Below are 16,793 nucleotides of genomic sequence, written 5' to 3'. Positions count from 1 at the left end.
TCATGCTGAAGAACCTGAGCCGCGAGGATCGTCTCCGGGTGATGCGGTTCGTGTGCTCGTTCGCCTGGGCGGACCTCGAGATCAAGCCCAAGGAGCGCGCGCTCGTCCACAAGATGGTCAAGGAGCTGCACCTCGAGCCGGACGAGGCGAAGCAGGTCGAGGGCTGGCTGAAGGTCCCGCCGCGCGCCGAGGAGGTCGACCCGGCCGCGATCCCACGCGCGCACCGGCAGATGGTGCTCGATGCCGCGCGCCGCATGATCAAGGCCGACGGGAACGTGGACCCGGAGGAGCAGGAGAGCCTGTCCCTGCTCGAACAGCTCCTGGCTTGATGGTGGGGGGCTCCGGTCGGACTGCTTTGCAGTCCTTCCTCTGCCCCCCACACCCCCCGCGCGTAAGCGTTCGCCACGCCTGGCGTCCGTCTGGTACGCTCGAAGCGTGCTTCGCCATGGTTTCGGTCGCCGGCGCGGGATCACCCTCGCGTGTTTGGCGACCGCGCTCGCCTTCACCTTCGCCCCCGCAAGGCACGCAGGCGCGTTCCCGCACGTCGTCCGCTCGGGCGAGACGCTCGCCCAGATCGCCGAGCGCGTGTACGGCCGCGTCGAGATGGAGCAGATCCTCGTCGCGGCCAACGCCCTCGACGCAGGCAGGGGCCTGTCGATCGTGCCAGGCATGCGCCTCGAAATCCCCTCGGTCGGGCACCACCGCGTCGCCGCCGGCGAGACCTGGACCTCGCTCGCCGACACCCTGCTCGGCCACCCCGATCGCAGCGACGTCCTCGCCATCTCGAACAACGCCAAGCCCTGGATCCAGCCCACCGAAGGCGAGGAGATCCTCGTCCCCTACAACCTGCGTTTCGTGGCGGGGCCGGGCGACTCGACGCTGACGGTCGCCTACCGCTTCCTCGGCCACCGCGACAAGGCGTGGATGCTCGATCGGTACAACCGCCTCGGCGGCGAGCCGCTCCACCGCGGCGACGTGGTGCTCGTGCCGCTCACCGAGCTCGAGCTCACGGCCGAAGGGAAGGTCCTCGCCGCGAGCGCCGGCGCGCTCGTCCGCTCCGAGGGCGCGGGCCAGGCGCGGGAAGCCCAGCGCCGCGCCGAGGTCGAGCTGCCGCAGCTCGCCGCCGACGTCCGCAACGGCCGCTACGTCGACGCCGTCACGCGTGGCAACCGCCTGCTCGGCTCCGGCGACCTCTCGCGCACCCAGCTCGCGCAGATCCACCAGCGCCTCGTCGAGGCCTACGTCGCGCTCGACTCGCAGGGCCTCGCCGAGACCTCCTGCCTCGCCTGGCGCGAGGCCGATCCCTCGCTCGTGCTCGACCCGATCGAGCTCTCCCCGAAGATCCTCCGCGCCTGCACGAACGCGAGCACCCTCGGCGCCGCCGCGCCGCCCGCGTCGGCCGTCCCCTCGGCTTCCGCCTCCGCAGCCCCCGCGGCGCCACGCCGCGCGCCCGCTGGAGGTCGGTAGGCGTGGAGCCGAGCGAGACGAGCGCCCCGACCTCCGAGAGCGCTCCGCGCCTGCCGTCGGGCCGGATCGTCGCCTCGCGGTACACGGTCGAGTCCGTCGTCGGCGAGGGCGCGAGCGGCATCGTCTACGTCGCCACGGACGGCGAGACGGGCGCGCGTGTCGCGCTGAAGGTCATCCACGCGAGCCTCTGCTTCGATCCGCTCTTCTCGCGCCGCTTCTCGCGTGAGGCCTCGATCCTGAAGGCGCTCGAGGGCAACCACATCGTCCGCCTGCTCGACGTCACCGAGGACGAAGGCCTGCCCGTGCTCGTGCTCGAGTACGTCGATGGAGCCTCGCTCGACGCGATCTTGCGCGCGCACCGGCCCTCGCTCGAGGAGGCCGTGGAGATCACGCTCCAGATCTGCGCCGCGCTCGGCGCCGCGCACGCGGGCGGCTTCGTGCACCGCGACCTCAAGCCCGCGAACGTGATCATCCAGGGCGAGCTCGGCACGGGTCGTGTCCCCATGGTCTGGGTCGTCGACTTCGGCCTCGGCAAGGCCCTGCACCGCGACCCCTCCGGCACCTCGCTCACCGAGCGCAACATGATCCTCGGCACGCCCGAGTACATGTCGCCCGAGCAGGTCCGCGGCGACGACGTCGACCATCGCTGCGACATCTACGCCGCCGGCGTGATCCTCTTCGAGATGCTCACGGGCCGCGCTCCGTTCGGGGGCAAGACGCCCATCGCGGCCATGACCGCGCACCTCACCGAGCCGGTCCCCTCGCCGCGCGCGTCGAGCCCCGATCGCGACATCCCGCCCGCGCTCGAGGCCGTCGTCCACCGCGCCCTCGCGAAGAACCCCGACGAGCGCTACGAGACGGCGCGCGCCTTCGCCGAGGCCCTCTCCGCGGCGCGCGACGCGCCTCACGTCATCGCGCCCTCGGCCGTCGACGACGCCGACGCGCTCGCCACCGGCGACACCGAGCTCGAGCTGCGCGGGGCCGTCGCCAAGGCCGTGACGCTCGAAGCGAAGGCCGCGCCGGCCGTGAAGGCGCCCGCGGAGCGCCCGGGACAGCCTTCGAGGTGGTTGTGGATCGTCCTCGGGGTCGTGCTCGCGGCCGTGGCGATCATCGTCGGCGCGATGGCCGGCGCGAGGTAGACGCGGCGCCTCCATCGCGGCGATAATGCGCTGCGATCATGAGAACGCGCTTCCTTTCGAAACCTTGTTTTCTCGCGGCCACCACGTTTGCCCTCGCGGTCGCCCTTTTTTCTGGCGAGGCGTCTGCCGAGGTCGTCGCCGTCGATTGCGACGTCGATCCCGACTGGTGCAAGACCGCCCCGATCTCCTTCTCCGAGAGCGACTCGCTCCCGATCGAATGGAGCTTCGACACTGGCTGGGTCCCTCAGGGCTCGCCCGTGCAGGTCCACGTCTGGGCGGGCGTCTATGCGACGACGCGTGTCTCGCTGAAAGGCGCGCTCGAGACGAGCTGGCCCGAGGCCCTGCTCGTGCGCGCGCCGGGCACCCCGAGCGGCGGCCTGCTCGGCTTCCACTACGGCGTCGAGCTCGGCGCGCAGGCGCAGCTCCACGTGAAGATCGGCGGCATCCCGTACGACTGGGTCGGCGACATCCCGTACGTCCCGCAGATCGATTTCCAGGTCGAGGGCGAGCAGATCTTCGACGCGTGGGGGTGGAAGCCCGGCGCCACGCTCTCCAGCAAGACCCAGCCGCAGACGATCATCGAGGTTGGCCTCGGCGACATCATCAGCATCCCCAGCGTCTTCGTCGACGGCGGCCTCAAGGTCGACGTGCAGATGGAGCTCGCGGCGACGTACACGACCGAGCGGATCGTCGTCGAGTCCGAGGGCAAGACCGTCGTCGGCGGCGACATCACCGAGGAGGGCGGCGAGACGAAGGCGAGTTACCTCAACGGCCCTGCGATCGACCTCGACGTGCACCCCGAGGGGCACGTCGATTACGACGGCATCATCCACATCATCCCGGGCATGTGGATCGAGATCCTCGGCCAGAACTTCGCGTTCGACCTCTTCGACATCCCCATCTCCTTCCCGATCACGCAGACGAAGTGGGTCTTCCCGAAGCAACGCGTGCACGTCCCGCTGCCCGACGTCGTGCTCCCGAAGGAAGAGATCGATTTCGGCGAGGTCGAGGTCGGGCAGAAGAGCCTGGAGAGCTTCGGCTTGTGGAACGCGGGCGAGGCGCGGGCGAAGCTCACGATCGTCTCGAGCAACCCCGAGCTCTTCCCCGCGTGGGACCCGGGCCTCGAGATCGAGCCCGGCATCACCGCCGATACGGCCGTGCGCTTCATGCCCAAGAAAAATGGCCCCTTCGAGGCGACCTTGTTCATCGCCTCGAACGACCCGAGCGACCCGGTCCAGACGATCCTCCTCAAGGGCGTGGGCTTCGGCGGCCCCGTCGATCCCTCCGCTTCGCAGGACATCTCGCAGGAGAGCGGCTGCGCCTGCCGCGCCGCGGGCGGCGACGACACCAAGAGCCCCGCGCCCGCGGGCCTCGCCCTCACCGCCCTCGCCGGGGCCGCGGCGATGGTGCGGCGCTCCCGTAAGGTGGGTCGGCGCTGACCTCCCCGGGTACCCACGGACCCCCCCGCGCGGCTGTCACCGGATCAACACGCGCGACATTTCGCTAGATCACAGGCGTTACCATGGGTCTCCGACGACCCCCTGTTTGCGCAGATTGCGCAAATCTCCGCCAATTCCTTGGCTGGCATGCTCGTTGCTAAACTCCATTGCGGACCTGACTTCAGACTCGGGGAGTTCCTGATATGTCGACGGCCACGCAGGACCAGCACAACCACGAAACCCAGCCCTCTTCGCAGACCCGCGCCGTACGCCAGGCGCTCACCTCCTTGGGATCTCGTGTGGTCGGCAAGAGCGCCGCGATCCAGGAGGTCGTCCGCGCGCTCGAAGGCCTCGCCCTCTCCCGCACGCCCGCGCTCTTCGCGGGCGAGCCCGGCACCGGCAAGCGATTCTTCGCCCGGGTCCTGCACGAGACGGCCGCCCAGGGCCCGCTCGTCGTGCTCTCCGGCGCCGAAGCGCCGATCGACCTCGCCGCGCTCCGCAGCGCCGCCGACAGCGCCCGCGGCGGGACGCTGGTCGTCGCCGGGCTCGATCACCTCGCCCCCGAGCTCCACGAGGAGCTCGTCGCGCTCGCCAGCCGCGGCGAGGCGCGCCTCGTCTGCACCTCCGCCGCGCCGCTCGACCCGAGCCTCCCCTGCGCCGCGCTCGTCGCGCTCTTCGCCACGAGCACGGTCGAGGTCCCGACGCTGGAGCAACGCGGCGAGGACATGCCCGAGCTCGCGCAGCACTTCTTCGAGCTCCACGCGACGCGCGCCCGTCGCAACGACCTGCGCGGCATCTCCCCGGAGGCGGTCGCGCTGCTCGAGGGCCACGCCTTCGCGGAGAACGTGCGCAGCCTCGAGCGCGCGATCGACCAGGCGATCGCGTTCGCCGAAGGCCCCTACGTGACCGCCTCGGACCTTCCCGAGGAGATCCGCGGCGCGAAGCCCACGAGTTTGCCGCTCCTGCTCGGCGCGTTACCCGTGCAGGGGCTCGACCTGCGCGCCGCGGTCGAGGAGTTCGAGACGCGTATGATCCTCCAGGCGCTCGAGCGCACGGGCTGGAACAAGAACCGCGCCTCGCGCCTGCTCGGCCTGAACCGCACGACGCTCGTCGAGATGATCAAGCGCAAGCGCCTCGCGCCTCCGACCGGCGTCCGCAAGCCGGGCGCGTTCGCCGTGAAGGCGGAGCTGCAGTCGGCGCACGCCGACGCGGAGTGACTACCGCATCACATCCTTGAAGCTCATCGCCGGCTTCGGCGGCCCCTCGTGGGCCAGCTTGATCACGAGGTCGGCCATCTTCTCCACCGTCCACTTGAAGTGCTCGGGCCCGAGCGACGTGATGTCGAAGTCGGGCGCCGAGTTCATGAAGTCGATCGCGTACGGCACGCCGTCGCGGATCGCGAGCTCGACCGTGTTCATGTCGTAGCCGAGCGCCCCGCAGAGCGTGCGCGCGTCCTCCACGCATCGCGCGAGCAGCGCGGGCTCGAGCGGCGGCATCGTCTCGCTCGCCCGCACGTACCTGTCGAAGTGCCCGAGCCGCGGATCCCAGAGCGCGGGTAGCACGTGCTCCTTGCCGATCACGATGCAACGCACGTACTGCGACCACGGGATCGCCTCCTGCGCGATCATCGTGAGCGTCCCCGTCCGGTCGTAGGCGCGCCACAGCTCCTCGAGCGAGCTCACGCGGTACACGTCGCGGAACCCTCCGCCCCAGTGCGGCTTGATGAACATCGGGAAGCCGAGCTCGCGCGCCGCACCTTGCCAGTCGAGCGGGAAACGCAGGTTGCAGAGCGTCTCGCTCGACACCCCCTCGACGTACGACTTCGACGGCAAGACCACGGTCTTCGGCACCCGCACCCCGAGCCGCGCCGCGAGCGCCGTGCCGAAGAGTTTGTCGTCGGCGATCCGCCAGAACGGGTTGTTCACCACGCGCGTGCCGTGCAGCGCCGCGAGCTTCAGCACGGGCTGGTAACACGTCACCTCGTGCGAGATGCGATCGACGAGCACGTCGTAGGCCGGCGGCCGATCGATCGACGTGATGTCGAGCTCGGCGTAACTCACGACGACGCCGGCGTCGCGGCGCGCGACCTCGGCGATCAGGGCATCGGGAAAGGAGCGCTCACGTCCGACGAGCAGGCCAACGCGGAGGACCATGGAGCCCTCCTACACCAAACGCTCGCGCTCGTCACACGGCCATGCTGCGCAGCTCGCGCTTGAGCACCTTGCCCGTCGGGTTGCGCGGCAAGGACGGAAGAAACACGAACTCGCGCGGCACCTTCGCGCCCGAGAGCCGCGCGCGGCAGTACGCATCGAGCTCCTTCGCCTCCGCGCTCGCGCCCTCCTTCAGCACCACGAACGCGCGCACCCGCTCGCCCCACGCTTCGTCCGGCACGCCCACGATCGCGACGTCCGCGACCGCCGGGTGCTCGTGCAGCGTGGCCTCCACCTCGGCCGGGTACACGTTCACGCCGCCCGAGATGATCATGTCGCGCTTGCGACCTTCGAGGAAGAAGTAGCCGCGCTCGTCCCTCCGCGCGAGGTCGCCGACCGAGAAGAACCCCTCGCGCCTCGCCTCCTGCGTGCCCGCGTCGTCGTCGTGATACCCCGAGAAGAGCTGCCCGCTCCGCGCGTAGAGCTCGCCCACCTCCCCCGGCCCGCAGATCCGCCCCGCCTCGTCGTAGAGCCGCACCTCCGCGCCCGGGATCACGCGGCCGATCGTGCCCGGCGCCGCCCGCATATCCGCGGGCTTGGCCAGCGTCACCACGCCCGTCTCCGTCGCGCCGTAGAAGTTGAACAGTTTGTCCCCGAACAGACGCAGCACCTCGTTCGCCAGCGGGATCGACAGCGCAGCGCCGCCCGTGAAGATCGCCTTCAGCGACGACGTGTCGTAACGCCGGATCTTCTCCTCCCCGAGCTCCACGATCCGGTGCAGCATCGTCGGCACCACGGCGGTCGTGGTCACGCGGTAGCGCTCGATCGCCTCGAGGAACGACTCGGGCCGGAACTCGCGCAGCACGATCACCGTGCTGTTCACGATGTACGACATCGTGATGAACCCGAACGCCGTCGCGTGATAGAGCGGGCACACCGCGAGGTGCACCTCGCCCACTTCCATCGGCGTCTCCCCGATGAACGCGAGCGCCGCCGCCGTCAATCCCCGCGCGAACTGCCGCACCGCGCCCTTCGGTTTGCCCGTCGTGCCCGAGGTGTACATCACGACCGCGGGCTCCTCTCCGCCCTTCGGCGGCGCGCCCTTCGCCGACGCGACGAGCGCCTCGAGCGTCGCGAACGGCTCGACCGCGCCGCCGACGGAGAAGAGTCGATCCTCGACACGCGCGAGCTTCGGCGCGACCACGCGCGCGACCTCGGCGACGTCCGCGTCGAAGATGAGCGCGCGTGCCCCCGAGTGCGTCACCACGTACTCGAGCTCGCTCGGCGTCGACCGGTACGAACAGCTCACGGCGCCGCAGCCGAGCTTGCCGGCGGCGATCTGGAGCAGCACGAACTCCGGCCGGTTCTTGATCATCAGCGCGATCCTGTCGCCGGGCCGGACGCCCCGCTCGGCGAGGCCCGCGGCGATACGCGTCACGCGCTCGTTCATCTCGGAGAACGAGTAGGCCCTTTCCTCCACGAGCCTGCCGCTCGGCAGCGCGTGCAGCCCGACGAGGCCCACGGTGTCGGGATCGTTGTGCGCCATGAAGTGGAAGAGCAGCGGAGGCGTCGCCTTCCCGCCTCGTAAAACCTCACGCGCGGCGGCCTCGAGCCCGGCCCAGCGGACGTGACTCGTCATCTTGGTCTGGATCGCGACGCGGCCCACCGTACGCGCCCCGAACACCACGTCCTTGGCGGCCTGCTCGAGCGCCTCGAGCCTCTCCTTCCAGTGCATGCCCGGATTGTAGTCTCGCGACGTTGCGGATAGGTTACTCCCGTGAGCGACCGGCGAAGTACCGGAGGCCGCGCGGCCATCGAGCTGAACGTCGAGTACAAGCGGCTCAACACGTTCTTCGCCGACTACACGCGCAACATCTCGAAGGGCGGCACGTTCATCCGCACCGACCGGCCCCTCGACGTGAACACCGAGTTCGTCTTCGCGCTCAGCATCAAGAACCTCGCCGAGCCCCTCCGCCTGCGCGGCCGGGTCAAGTGGATCGTGCGCCCCGTCGACGCGACGCCCGACTCTCCCGCCGGCATGGGCATCGAGTTCCAGTACAACGACGACAAAGAGCGGCGCGAGACCGAGGCCATCGTCGAGCGGCTCATGGCGAACGAGCTCGGTGAAGAGCTCGCCGGCAAGCTGCTCGGACACAAGCCGAACATGTAGACGTAAGCTCGAAGGAGCTCGTTTCGTCTCTCCTGGTCTCCGAGCACGCGAGCGCCTCGTCGCCTCGTGCAGGATCGCCGCCGCCGTGTACACTCCGCGAAGATGCCTCCGAGATCTTCGCCCCGCGCGCGCGCTTTCGCCCGAGCCATCCTCGTCTCGCTCCTCGCCGCGGGCTGCGGGGCGCCGGCACAACCCGCGAAGACCCCCGTGCCGACCATCGAGGGCCCCGTCCGCCCGGTGGACGTCCAGGACGCGGACTTCTCCAGCTCGCTCGCCAAGGTCCTGCAAGACGGTTCCCGCACCCCGGAGCGCCTCGGCCTCGTCGCGGGCGTCGTGCGCCGCCAGCTCGCGCACGCCGAGCGTCGCTTCGCCCTCGGAGAGCCCGAGCGAGGGACCTCCAGCGTGATGGGCGCCCTCTACCTCGTCCGCGTCGGCGAGGGGCAAGGCGCGATGGTCGACGCGGCCGGCGCGCGCGCGCTCGACGGCGCGATCAAGCACCTCTCGGCGCTCGGCGACGAGGGGCGCGTCCACGCGCTCATGCGCATGCGCGCCGCCGCGCTCGGCGAGAGCGCGCCTGGCCGCGCCGAGCTCGACGAGCACATCAAGAACCTCGAGCGCTGGATCGGCGACACCCACGCGGGCAGCCCCGGCGTTCGTCTCGGCGCCGAGGCGCGTTATCTCGCCGCCCGCGCCATGGTGGATCCCTCCGGCGAGACGCTCGACGCCGCGGCGAAAGCGATCGAGGCCTGGGTCGGGCGGGGCATCGAGATCAACCGCATCTTCCGGCAGACCGGCAAGCGCCCCGAGCGCGCCGAGGGCATGGAGGCCGCCCGCTCCATCGAGACGGGCGCGGCGATGCTCGCGTCGATCTTCGCCCGCCACGGCGACGCCCAGGGCGCCTTGTCGCGGATCGAGAGCACCGAGGTCCGCCTCATCACCGAGCCCATGCTCCGCCGCAGCCTCATCGTCGCCTCGGAGGAGGGCGACGCGCAGGCGTGGGAGATGCTCGCGGCGGCCTTCGCCAGCGAGGGCGCGCCCACGACGGAGGAGGACGACCGCGAAGAGCGGCTCGATCCGCGCCTCGTCGAGGCGGGCGTCTGGGGCAGCGTGCTCGAGGCCTACCGCAAGGACCCGAAGAACCTCCGCCTCTCGGCCCTGCTCGCCGAGCAGCTCGTGCAGCTCGGCATGTCCGAGGGCGCGCCGGCCGTGCTCGCGGGCGCGCTCGGCGCGCAGCCGAACCCGCGCTTCGTCGCGGCTGCGACCCGCATCGTCCTCGAGGGCATGGCCGTCGACGCCGACGCGGGCGACATCGACGCCGTGCGCCGCACCTTCCGCGCCGCGGGGCCCCTGCTCGCCGCGGCCGATCGCCCCGAGATCACGAACGCCGGCCTCGAACCCACGCCGGCGCGCCTGCGCTGGCTCATGGCCTCCGTCGAGGTGCGCACGGGCAACCTCGAAGCGGCGCGCCCGCTCTATGTGGCCGCGGCGAAGGGCGAGCCCTCCGTCTCTGCGTGGCTCGCCGTCGCGCGCGCCGATCGACAAGCCAAGGACGCGACGGCCGCGCTCGACAACCTGCGCCGCGCGTACGGCGCGCCCGACGCGCGTGTCGCGCTCGGCGACCTCGCCGAGGCGCACCTGCTCGCCTTCGAGATCCAGCGCGACCTCAAGGCCCACGACGCGGCCAAGGCCGAGCTCTCCGAGGCGCTCTCGGCGGCGCTCGCCTCGCGCACGCAACGCGGCGACGCGGGGAGACGCGCGCGGGCCGAGACCTTGCTCGGCCGCGTGCTCGAGGCGTACGGCGACGCCAAGGCGGCGCGGCGCGCCCATGATCGGGCCCTCGCCGTGGCGGCCACCGATCGTCCTGCGCTCGGCGCAACGGTCCTCCAGGTCGCCTCGCGTGCGCTCGTGCGGCGTGACCTCGAGGCTGCGCGTGCGGCCGTCCGCCAGGGCCTCGAAGCCGACGTCGACCAGGAAGAGCGCATCTACGGCGGCCTGTGGCTCTACCTGCTCGAACGAGAGCTCCGCGCCGCCCCGGACGACACGACCTTGCGTGCGCTCTCGACGAACGGTGATCGGGACGCGTGGGTCGTGAAGCTCGCGCAGTGGGCGCTCGGGCGGATGACCGACGACGGCCTGCGCGCCTCTGCCCAGAACGAGGCGCAGCGCGTCGAGGCGGAGTTTTACACGGCCATGTCGCGCCGCGCGTCCGGCGACCCTGCGGCGAAGGACCGCTTGCGCAAGGTCGCCGAGAGCCCGGTCCTCGATCTCGTCGAGGTCCAGCTCGCGCGGGACCTTCTCGCGCCGATTTTTCGCGCGGAGCTGCCTCAGGGCGCCGCCCTTCCCTGATCAGCCCTGGGCGACGACGCCCGGAAAGTGCATTTCTCTCCCCGCGCCGACTGCGAATGATATCCTACAATCATGAGTTCCTTATGGTTGCGGGGTTCTTGGGTCCTCGTATGTTCGAGTGCGCTTTTCCTCGCCGGGTGTGGCGCTGATGGATCGGTCGTCTGGCCGGTCAGCGCCGAGACCGGGGGCGATTTTCCGCTCTCCTCCACGTTCGGCCCTCGTGTCCGCACGGACGACGACGTCTACGACTTTCATCGTGGCATCGACATCGCCGTGCCCGAGGGGACCGACGTCCACGCCATCGCCGCGGGCAGGGTGACCGAGGTTCAGGAGAACACGAGCGCCGGCGGCATGATGGTCAAGGTCGATCACGGCGACTACTACAGCACCTACATTCATTGCTCCTCGGTCGAGGTCGACGTCGGGGACAGCGTCGACCCCGGCGACGTCATCGCCCTCAGCGGCAAGGCCACGAATGGCTTTGCGCACCTGCACTTCGAGATTCGCAAGCCCGGCGACGACCGGAAGGACTGCGTCCACCCGCTCGACGTCCTGCCTTACGCCGACAAGGGCGCGCCGACGCTGGAGATCGGCAAGGTGGACATGACGAACCCCCTCGAGCCCCGGATCACGATCACGACCCGCGTGCCTGCCGGCGAGCTCGATTTGCGCAGCGTCTCGGTCGCCACCTTCGAGGCCGACGCCGGGGCCGTCCTTTCGGGCCTCAGGCCCCTCTCGGAGCGGGTCTACGACATCGAGGCGTGGAACCGCGCCTATACCGCGCCCGCGTCCGACGCCGTCGTCGACGACCCGAACCACGAGGGCATCCTCGTGCGCCCGCAAAAATACAACAATACGATGTCCGCGTCCGAGATCGATTTCACGTTCACGGGCCTCGTCGGCACCGTCACGAGCGGCCTCCTCCGCGTCCGGGCCGTGGCCACGGACGTGAGGGGCAACGAGATCGCCGTCGAATCGCAGTGAGGCGCGGCGCGGCGGCCTCGGGGCGCGCGGGTTACTTGCTCGCTTTGAGCGTCGTGTAGGCGGTGATCAGGTTCCGGTAATCCGGGATGTGGTTCGAGAACAGGGCGGCGAGGCCCTCCACGTCGTTGCGCCAATCGCGGTGCAGCTCGCAGGCCACGCCGAACCAGGTCATGAGCTGCGCGCCGGCGGCGGCCATACGATTCCACGCGGCGTCTCGGGTCACCTCGTTGAACGTGCCCGAGGCGTCCGTGACGACGAAGACCTCATAACCTTCCGCGATCGCCGAGAGCGCCGGGAATGCCACGCAGACCTCGGTGACGACGCCCGCGAGGATGAGCTGCTTCTTCCCCGTCGCCTTGACGGCCGCGACGAAGTCCTCGTTGTCCCAGGCGTTGATCTGCCCCGGCCGCGCGATGAACGGCGCGTCGGGGAAGGTCTGCTTCAGCTCCGGCACGAGCGGGCCGTTTGGTCCCTCCTCGAAGCTCGTCGTCAAGATCGTCGGCAATTTGAAATATTTCGCCAGGTCGGCGAGCGCCAGCACGTTGTTCTTGAACTTGTCCGGATCGAAATCGCGGACGAGCGACAGAAGGCCGGCCTGGTGGTCGACGAGCAGGACGGCGGCGTTGTTCTTGTCGAGGCGGGTATACGGCTTGCTCATGAGGTTCTCCTGGGTCGATCGATATGGAACGGGCCTAATCGTCATTCCCGCCGCCCGGCGGCTCCTTGTCGATGTGCACGTGCGACGCGTTGTTCAGCTTCGTGATCGACGCCGCGTCGTTGTCCCGGAGCCCGTCGCTGTTCTTGTCCGGGTTCGCTGCGTTCGGCTGCGGCAGATCCGTATTGCCCGTGTGCAGCGCCTTCGAGTTCCTCTCGAGCAGCACCATTCGACCGCCGGCGTTGTCTTTCGCCCGCAAGGCCGCCCGGTAGAGGTTCAGCATTGCGATCCGGCCTGCCTGCGTCCCCGCGGTGTACCCGTTGGGCTTCATGTCGATCGCGCCGCCGTGCTGGTGGTTCGAGTTCGGCACGCCCCCGACCGCCTTGTTGCGTTGCGGGCACCGCCAGGAGCTGTTCACGGTCACCGTCTCCCCGTACTCCGCCTCGACGGCCTCCAGGAGCTCGAGCATTCCGGAGTTCAGCACCACCCTGTCCGCGGCGTAGTTGTTGTTGTTGAGGAACTCCTGCCGCGGCGCCGTCACGATCTGGTCCCGATAAGGCACGTGCAGCGACGTCTTCTTCGCTGGCAGCGATCGATAATCGACGTACTCCTGCCGGATGATGTCGCGCACGTCCTGCTCGATCTTCTCCGTCAGCGTCGCCGACCGCCCGCTCGTCAGCTTCACCGTGATCTCGTAACCCACCGGCTGGTTCCGCGTCTTCGACCCTTGCACGGGCCGCTGCGACGCCGTCACCTTCGGGACGAACGTGAACTCCGCGCCCTTTCCCTTGTTCGGCGTCGGCGTCCCGCTGTGGCTCCCGATCGGCTTCACCTCCCACTCCGCGTCGGCCTGCGGCGGGTTCGTCCGGACCGAGATCTTTCGATCCTGCCCGATGAGGAAGATGAACTCCTTCGCCGGCACCCATACCTCTTTCGTGTACCGGTTCGGCGTCGTGTCCGTCTGCCCCTGCTCCGTGTAGCGGCTCTTGTATTCGAGCTTGAAGCCCTGCGGGCAATCCCCGGTGCACGCGCCGGCCTCGGACGCCGGCATCTGCGAGGCGGCCTGGTTCGCGTTCTGGAGCTGATCCTCCGGCCGCTCCGGCCGCGGCCGCGGGAGCGGGATCGGCACATCGCCTTCACTCATGACCCACCTCGTGTTCACACGCCGGCGCGTCGCGCTCGCGTACCCATTCGATGGCTCGGTCCATGAGAGCGCTCATCTTCTGCCAGCCGCTCGCCTCGGGTTCGCCCAGGATCTCGCGCACCCAGGGCAGGGCCGGATCTTCCTCGAAATCGGGGCCGAGCACCAGCATCAGCGACACGTAGCGGAACACGTCCCCCTCCGATTTGCATCCATGCCGCGCCGCGCGCCCGAGCCCCCGGTCGACGAGCGCGCCCGCGCCCTCCTCGCCGAGCGCGGACCATTGCGCCGGAAAAATCTCGCGGATCTGCCCGAGCACGCGCTCCCGGTATGCCTCGAGCTCCTCCTGGCGCAGCGCATCGACCTGTTCGCGCAGGATCCTCAACATGCCCTCGCCCTCCGCTCGCCGCGGCCCTCGCTCAAGGCCGCTCCATCACCATCACCACCGCGCCCTTCGAGCCGGTCCTCTTCTGCGCCACGAGCCGCCAAGGTTGGAGGTTGTAGCGCCCCGCCGCCGCCTCGATCACCTTCTTCGTCTTCGCCGCGTCGACGCTCCCCGGGCCCGCCGCGCCCGCCACCGCCACGCGCAGCACGTTCCGCTCGAACACCGCCGCGAGCAGCCCGATCGTGTCGATCAGCGCCTCCTCGTCGAGCTTCTCCTGGCGGAACTCCACGAGCGACTTCGTGCCCTCCAGGTCGCCGCCCCCCTCGCCGCTCATCTCGGGCAGGGTGCCGAAGCCCGATCGCGCGAGCGTCGCGATCACGCTCGTCGCGATCGGCGGCGGCGATGGCGGCGGCGTCGCGAGGAGCGAGGCCGCGCGATAGAGCTGCCACGTCCGCCCGAACAACGTCTGCAACGTGAGCGCCCCGCGCCCCGCGAGCCCCGCGAGCTTCGTGTTGTCCCGGAGCGACGCCGACTTCATGTCCCCGAGCCGCCTGAGCAGCGCGAGTGGCTCCGGCGCGCCCTTCGCCGCCGCCACGATCCGCGCCCCGCCCGGCGGATCCTTGGCGAGCATGCTCTGCCCCTTCGAGAACCCGTCCGCGAGCGCCGCGAGCGCGCGCTCCTTGTCCGCGATGAGCCCACGCGGCGCGACGGCCACGAGCGGCACGAGCTTCGGCGTGTCCGCCGTCGTCAGCACGATCTTGTGCCCCGCGGCCGCGTCCGCGCCCATCTCCATCCGGTCGAACGCGACGTACGACGCGTCCTTCTCCTCGCGGCTGCCCGGCGCGACGATCTTCACCGACGAAGCCGGCACGCCCTGGATGTCGAGCATGAACAACCCGACGAACGTCGCCGGTGATCCCGGCGTCCCCACGAGGATCGGCGCGCCCTTCTTGGGCGTCTCGGCCGCCGCGAACGCCTCCCGCCCCTGGGAAAACCCGACCACGAAGAACACCTCGGGCGACAGCGCCCGCAGCCGCTCGTAGGCTGCGACGAACGTCGGCAGCGGCAACACCGCCACGTCCGCGCCCTTCTCGTCGCCGCCGCCACGCGCGAGCGCCTCCTCGACCACGCTCATCGCGTCGGCCACGGAGACCCGCACGTCGAGCCCTGCCGTGGTGAACACGCTCTTCGGCCCCGGCGCTTGCCCCTCGTTCGCGAGCAAGGCCGGCGCCGCGAGCTCCCAGCCGAGCGAGACCACCTTGAGCGGCCGATCCATGAGCGGCGCCGTCCCTGCGTCGGCGGCGGGCGCGCTCGCGCTCGTGCTCCCGTTCGCCACGGGCGCGGGGCCTGCGCTCGTGCTCCCGTTCGGCGCGGGCGCGACGCTCGCCGCGGCGCTCGCCGCTGCGCTCGTGCTCTCGCTCGGCGCGGGCAAACTCGCCTCGGCGCCGCCGCCCTCCGGCGCGGGCGCGGTGTGCTGCGCGCGGCTCCGCGTCACGAAGATCGCGCCGTACCCTCCGAGGAGGCAAACGAGCAAGACGAAGACGATTTTCTGGCGCAAGGGACTCACCACTGGCTGGAGGAGGCGTTCGGAGCGCCGAGCTTGCGCCGCGCGGCGTACGTCGACTTGATCAGGCGCTTCAGCTCGTTCACCGGCACGGCCATGTTCAGGTTCTGCGCGCCGGCCAGCGCCCCGCCGTACTGGGCCGTGTTGATCCCGATCACCTCGCCGCGCATGTTGAACAGCGGCCCGCCCGAGTTTCCTGGCGAGATCGGCACCGAGATCTGGATCCACTGCCTCCCTTCGTGGAGCCGCCGCGCCGAGACCAGCCCGTCGGTCAGCGTGTGCTCGAGCCCGAGCGGGTTGCCGATCGCGATCGCTCGCTCGCCCACCACGATCTTCTCCGAGTCGCCGAGCTCGAGTGGCTTCGCGTCCGGCACCTTGTCGCCCTCGCGTGGCTTCTTCAGGTCGATCCCGAGCAACGCGAGGTCGACCTCGGCGTTGTCCACGAGCACCTCGATGTCGGGGTACACCGCGTTGTTGGCGAACTTGATCCACCCCGACTTCGCGCCCTCGATCACGTGGTGGTTCGTCACGACCACCCCGACCTCGTCGATGAGGAACCCCGTCCCGCCGCCGCGGCCTGCGCCCTTCTCCACGAAGATCGTCACGACCGACGGCGAGAGCTCGCGGAAGAGCTCGGCGGGCGTCTTCTCGGCCTTGCCCATCGCGCCTGCGTCGGCCGGCGCGCTCGCGTCGACGGCTGCGTCGGCGTCCACGACCGCGGGCGCCACCGCGCCTGCGTCGGCCGGCGCTTCGGCGGCGGCTGCGTCGACGGTGGCCTCTGCGTCGACGCCTGCATCGACGGCCGCGTCGACGGCAGGCGCGGGCGTGGGCTCCGGGAACGTGGGGCGCACGCCGCCGAGCAGGTATGCGACCTGGGCGAGGTGCTCGTGACCTGCGGCGGCGAGCCTGTCGCCTTCACGCACGTAGAGCGACCCCGTGAACTTCGCGGCGCCCGTGAACGCGAGCCCGACGACGAGCAGGAAGATCGCGAGCACGTCCGTGACGATGCTACCTGCGCCCTTCGTGTTGCCCTCGGGCAGCAGCCTGTCGGCGATCCCCAGCGGCACGAGCACCGTCACGGCGAGCGCGATGAGCGCCCGCGCGTAGCCGTTCTCGGTCATCATGCCGACGGCGGCCATGAGCGAGATCCATGTCGCGACGAACCCCCCGACGATCGCCACGATCTTCAGGAGGATCAGGGCGACGCGGAAGCCTGTCGAGGGCTCGCTCGACGTGGGCCTGGGTGCTGGCTTGGGCGTGGGTTTGGGGGTTGCCATGGACGTTCGTGCGGAGAGGAGCGTCGCTCTCCGCTCGGCGTGGCGTCAAGCCAGAGCTTGCTAGGGGCGGCGATCC

Annotated in this window: 15 protein-coding genes; 8 read left to right on the top strand and 7 right to left on the bottom strand. The window is 70.3% G+C overall.

Going from position 1 to position 16,793, the window contains the following annotated elements; all coding sequences use genetic code 11:
- Nucleotides 1–2: 2 nt before the first annotated feature.
- From GF068_RS33295 to GF068_RS33275, 5 genes are all read left to right on the top strand, one after another.
- Nucleotides 3–329: a tellurite resistance TerB family protein gene (locus GF068_RS33295; RefSeq protein WP_153823559.1), complete on the top strand. Its 327-nt coding sequence runs from the start codon at nt 3–5 to the stop codon at nt 327–329.
- A 106-nt stretch (nt 330–435) separates the two neighbouring features.
- Nucleotides 436–1,467 carry a LysM peptidoglycan-binding domain-containing protein gene (locus GF068_RS33290; RefSeq protein WP_338046674.1) on the top strand — a complete coding sequence of 344 codons (1,032 nt, stop codon included), beginning with the start codon at nt 436–438 and terminating at the stop codon, nt 1,465–1,467.
- Between the two features lie 2 nt (nt 1,468–1,469).
- Complete coding sequence (locus GF068_RS33285) at nt 1,470–2,606, top strand: serine/threonine-protein kinase (RefSeq protein ID WP_338046673.1); 1,137 nt, start codon at nt 1,470–1,472, stop codon at nt 2,604–2,606.
- Between the two features lie 38 nt (nt 2,607–2,644).
- The gene (locus tag GF068_RS33280) at nt 2,645–4,045 is read left to right on the top strand and encodes an Ig-like domain-containing protein (RefSeq protein ID WP_153823558.1); all 1,401 of its coding nucleotides are present in this window, start codon (nt 2,645–2,647) and stop codon (nt 4,043–4,045) included.
- 203 nt (nt 4,046–4,248) lie between these two features.
- Nucleotides 4,249–5,262 (top strand): AAA-type ATPase lid domain-containing protein, encoded by a 1,014-nt coding sequence (locus GF068_RS33275; RefSeq protein ID WP_153823557.1) that lies wholly within the window; start codon nt 4,249–4,251, stop codon nt 5,260–5,262.
- Here GF068_RS33275 and GF068_RS33270 read toward each other — a convergent pair whose 3' ends face one another.
- The gene (locus GF068_RS33270; RefSeq protein ID WP_153823556.1) at nt 5,263–6,198 is read right to left on the bottom strand and encodes an ATP-grasp domain-containing protein; all 936 of its coding nucleotides are present in this window, start codon (nt 6,196–6,198) and stop codon (nt 5,263–5,265) included.
- A 31-nt stretch (nt 6,199–6,229) separates the two neighbouring features.
- Nucleotides 6,230–7,930, bottom strand: a complete 1,701-nt coding sequence (locus GF068_RS33265; RefSeq protein WP_153823555.1) for a class I adenylate-forming enzyme family protein — start codon at nt 7,928–7,930, stop codon at nt 6,230–6,232.
- A 42-nt stretch (nt 7,931–7,972) separates the two neighbouring features.
- Here GF068_RS33265 and GF068_RS33260 point away from each other — a divergent pair, with 42 nt between their 5' ends.
- The 3 genes from GF068_RS33260 (at nt 7,973) to GF068_RS33250 (ending at nt 11,695) form a co-directional block, all read left to right on the top strand.
- On the top strand, nt 7,973–8,365 hold the full coding sequence (locus GF068_RS33260; RefSeq protein WP_338046672.1) for a PilZ domain-containing protein: 393 nt from the start codon (nt 7,973–7,975) through the stop codon (nt 8,363–8,365).
- A gap of 102 nt (nt 8,366–8,467) precedes the next feature.
- Complete coding sequence (locus GF068_RS33255; protein WP_153823554.1) at nt 8,468–10,711, top strand: hypothetical protein; 2,244 nt, start codon at nt 8,468–8,470, stop codon at nt 10,709–10,711.
- A 72-nt stretch (nt 10,712–10,783) separates the two neighbouring features.
- Nucleotides 10,784–11,695, top strand: coding sequence for a M23 family metallopeptidase (locus tag GF068_RS33250; protein ID WP_153823553.1), 912 nt, complete (start codon nt 10,784–10,786; stop codon nt 11,693–11,695).
- 31 nt (nt 11,696–11,726) lie between these two features.
- Here GF068_RS33250 and ycaC read toward each other — a convergent pair whose 3' ends face one another.
- Genes ycaC through GF068_RS33225 form a run of 5 tightly spaced genes read right to left on the bottom strand, consistent with a single transcriptional unit; the run spans nt 11,727 to nt 16,717 of the window.
- The gene (ycaC, locus tag GF068_RS33245; RefSeq protein ID WP_153823552.1) at nt 11,727–12,353 is read right to left on the bottom strand and encodes an isochorismate family cysteine hydrolase YcaC; all 627 of its coding nucleotides are present in this window, start codon (nt 12,351–12,353) and stop codon (nt 11,727–11,729) included.
- 34 nt (nt 12,354–12,387) lie between these two features.
- Nucleotides 12,388–13,494, bottom strand: coding sequence for a D-Ala-D-Ala carboxypeptidase family metallohydrolase (locus GF068_RS33240; protein WP_153823551.1), 1,107 nt, complete (start codon nt 13,492–13,494; stop codon nt 12,388–12,390).
- On the bottom strand, nt 13,487–13,879 hold the full coding sequence (locus tag GF068_RS33235; RefSeq protein ID WP_153823550.1) for a hypothetical protein: 393 nt from the start codon (nt 13,877–13,879) through the stop codon (nt 13,487–13,489). The genes GF068_RS33240 and GF068_RS33235 overlap by 8 nt, the downstream gene beginning before the upstream one ends.
- 31 nt (nt 13,880–13,910) lie before the next feature.
- Complete coding sequence (locus GF068_RS33230) at nt 13,911–15,434, bottom strand: substrate-binding domain-containing protein (protein WP_153823549.1); 1,524 nt, start codon at nt 15,432–15,434, stop codon at nt 13,911–13,913.
- A 5-nt stretch (nt 15,435–15,439) separates the two neighbouring features.
- On the bottom strand, nt 15,440–16,717 hold the full coding sequence (locus tag GF068_RS33225) for a S1C family serine protease (RefSeq protein ID WP_153823548.1): 1,278 nt from the start codon (nt 16,715–16,717) through the stop codon (nt 15,440–15,442).
- Nucleotides 16,718–16,793 lie beyond the last annotated feature (76 nt).

This window comes from Polyangium spumosum, assembly GCF_009649845.1.
In the GTDB taxonomy this organism is placed as follows: Bacteria; Myxococcota_A; Polyangia; order Polyangiales; family Polyangiaceae; genus Polyangium; species Polyangium spumosum.
This window is presented reverse-complemented; position numbering and strand designations above follow the sequence as displayed.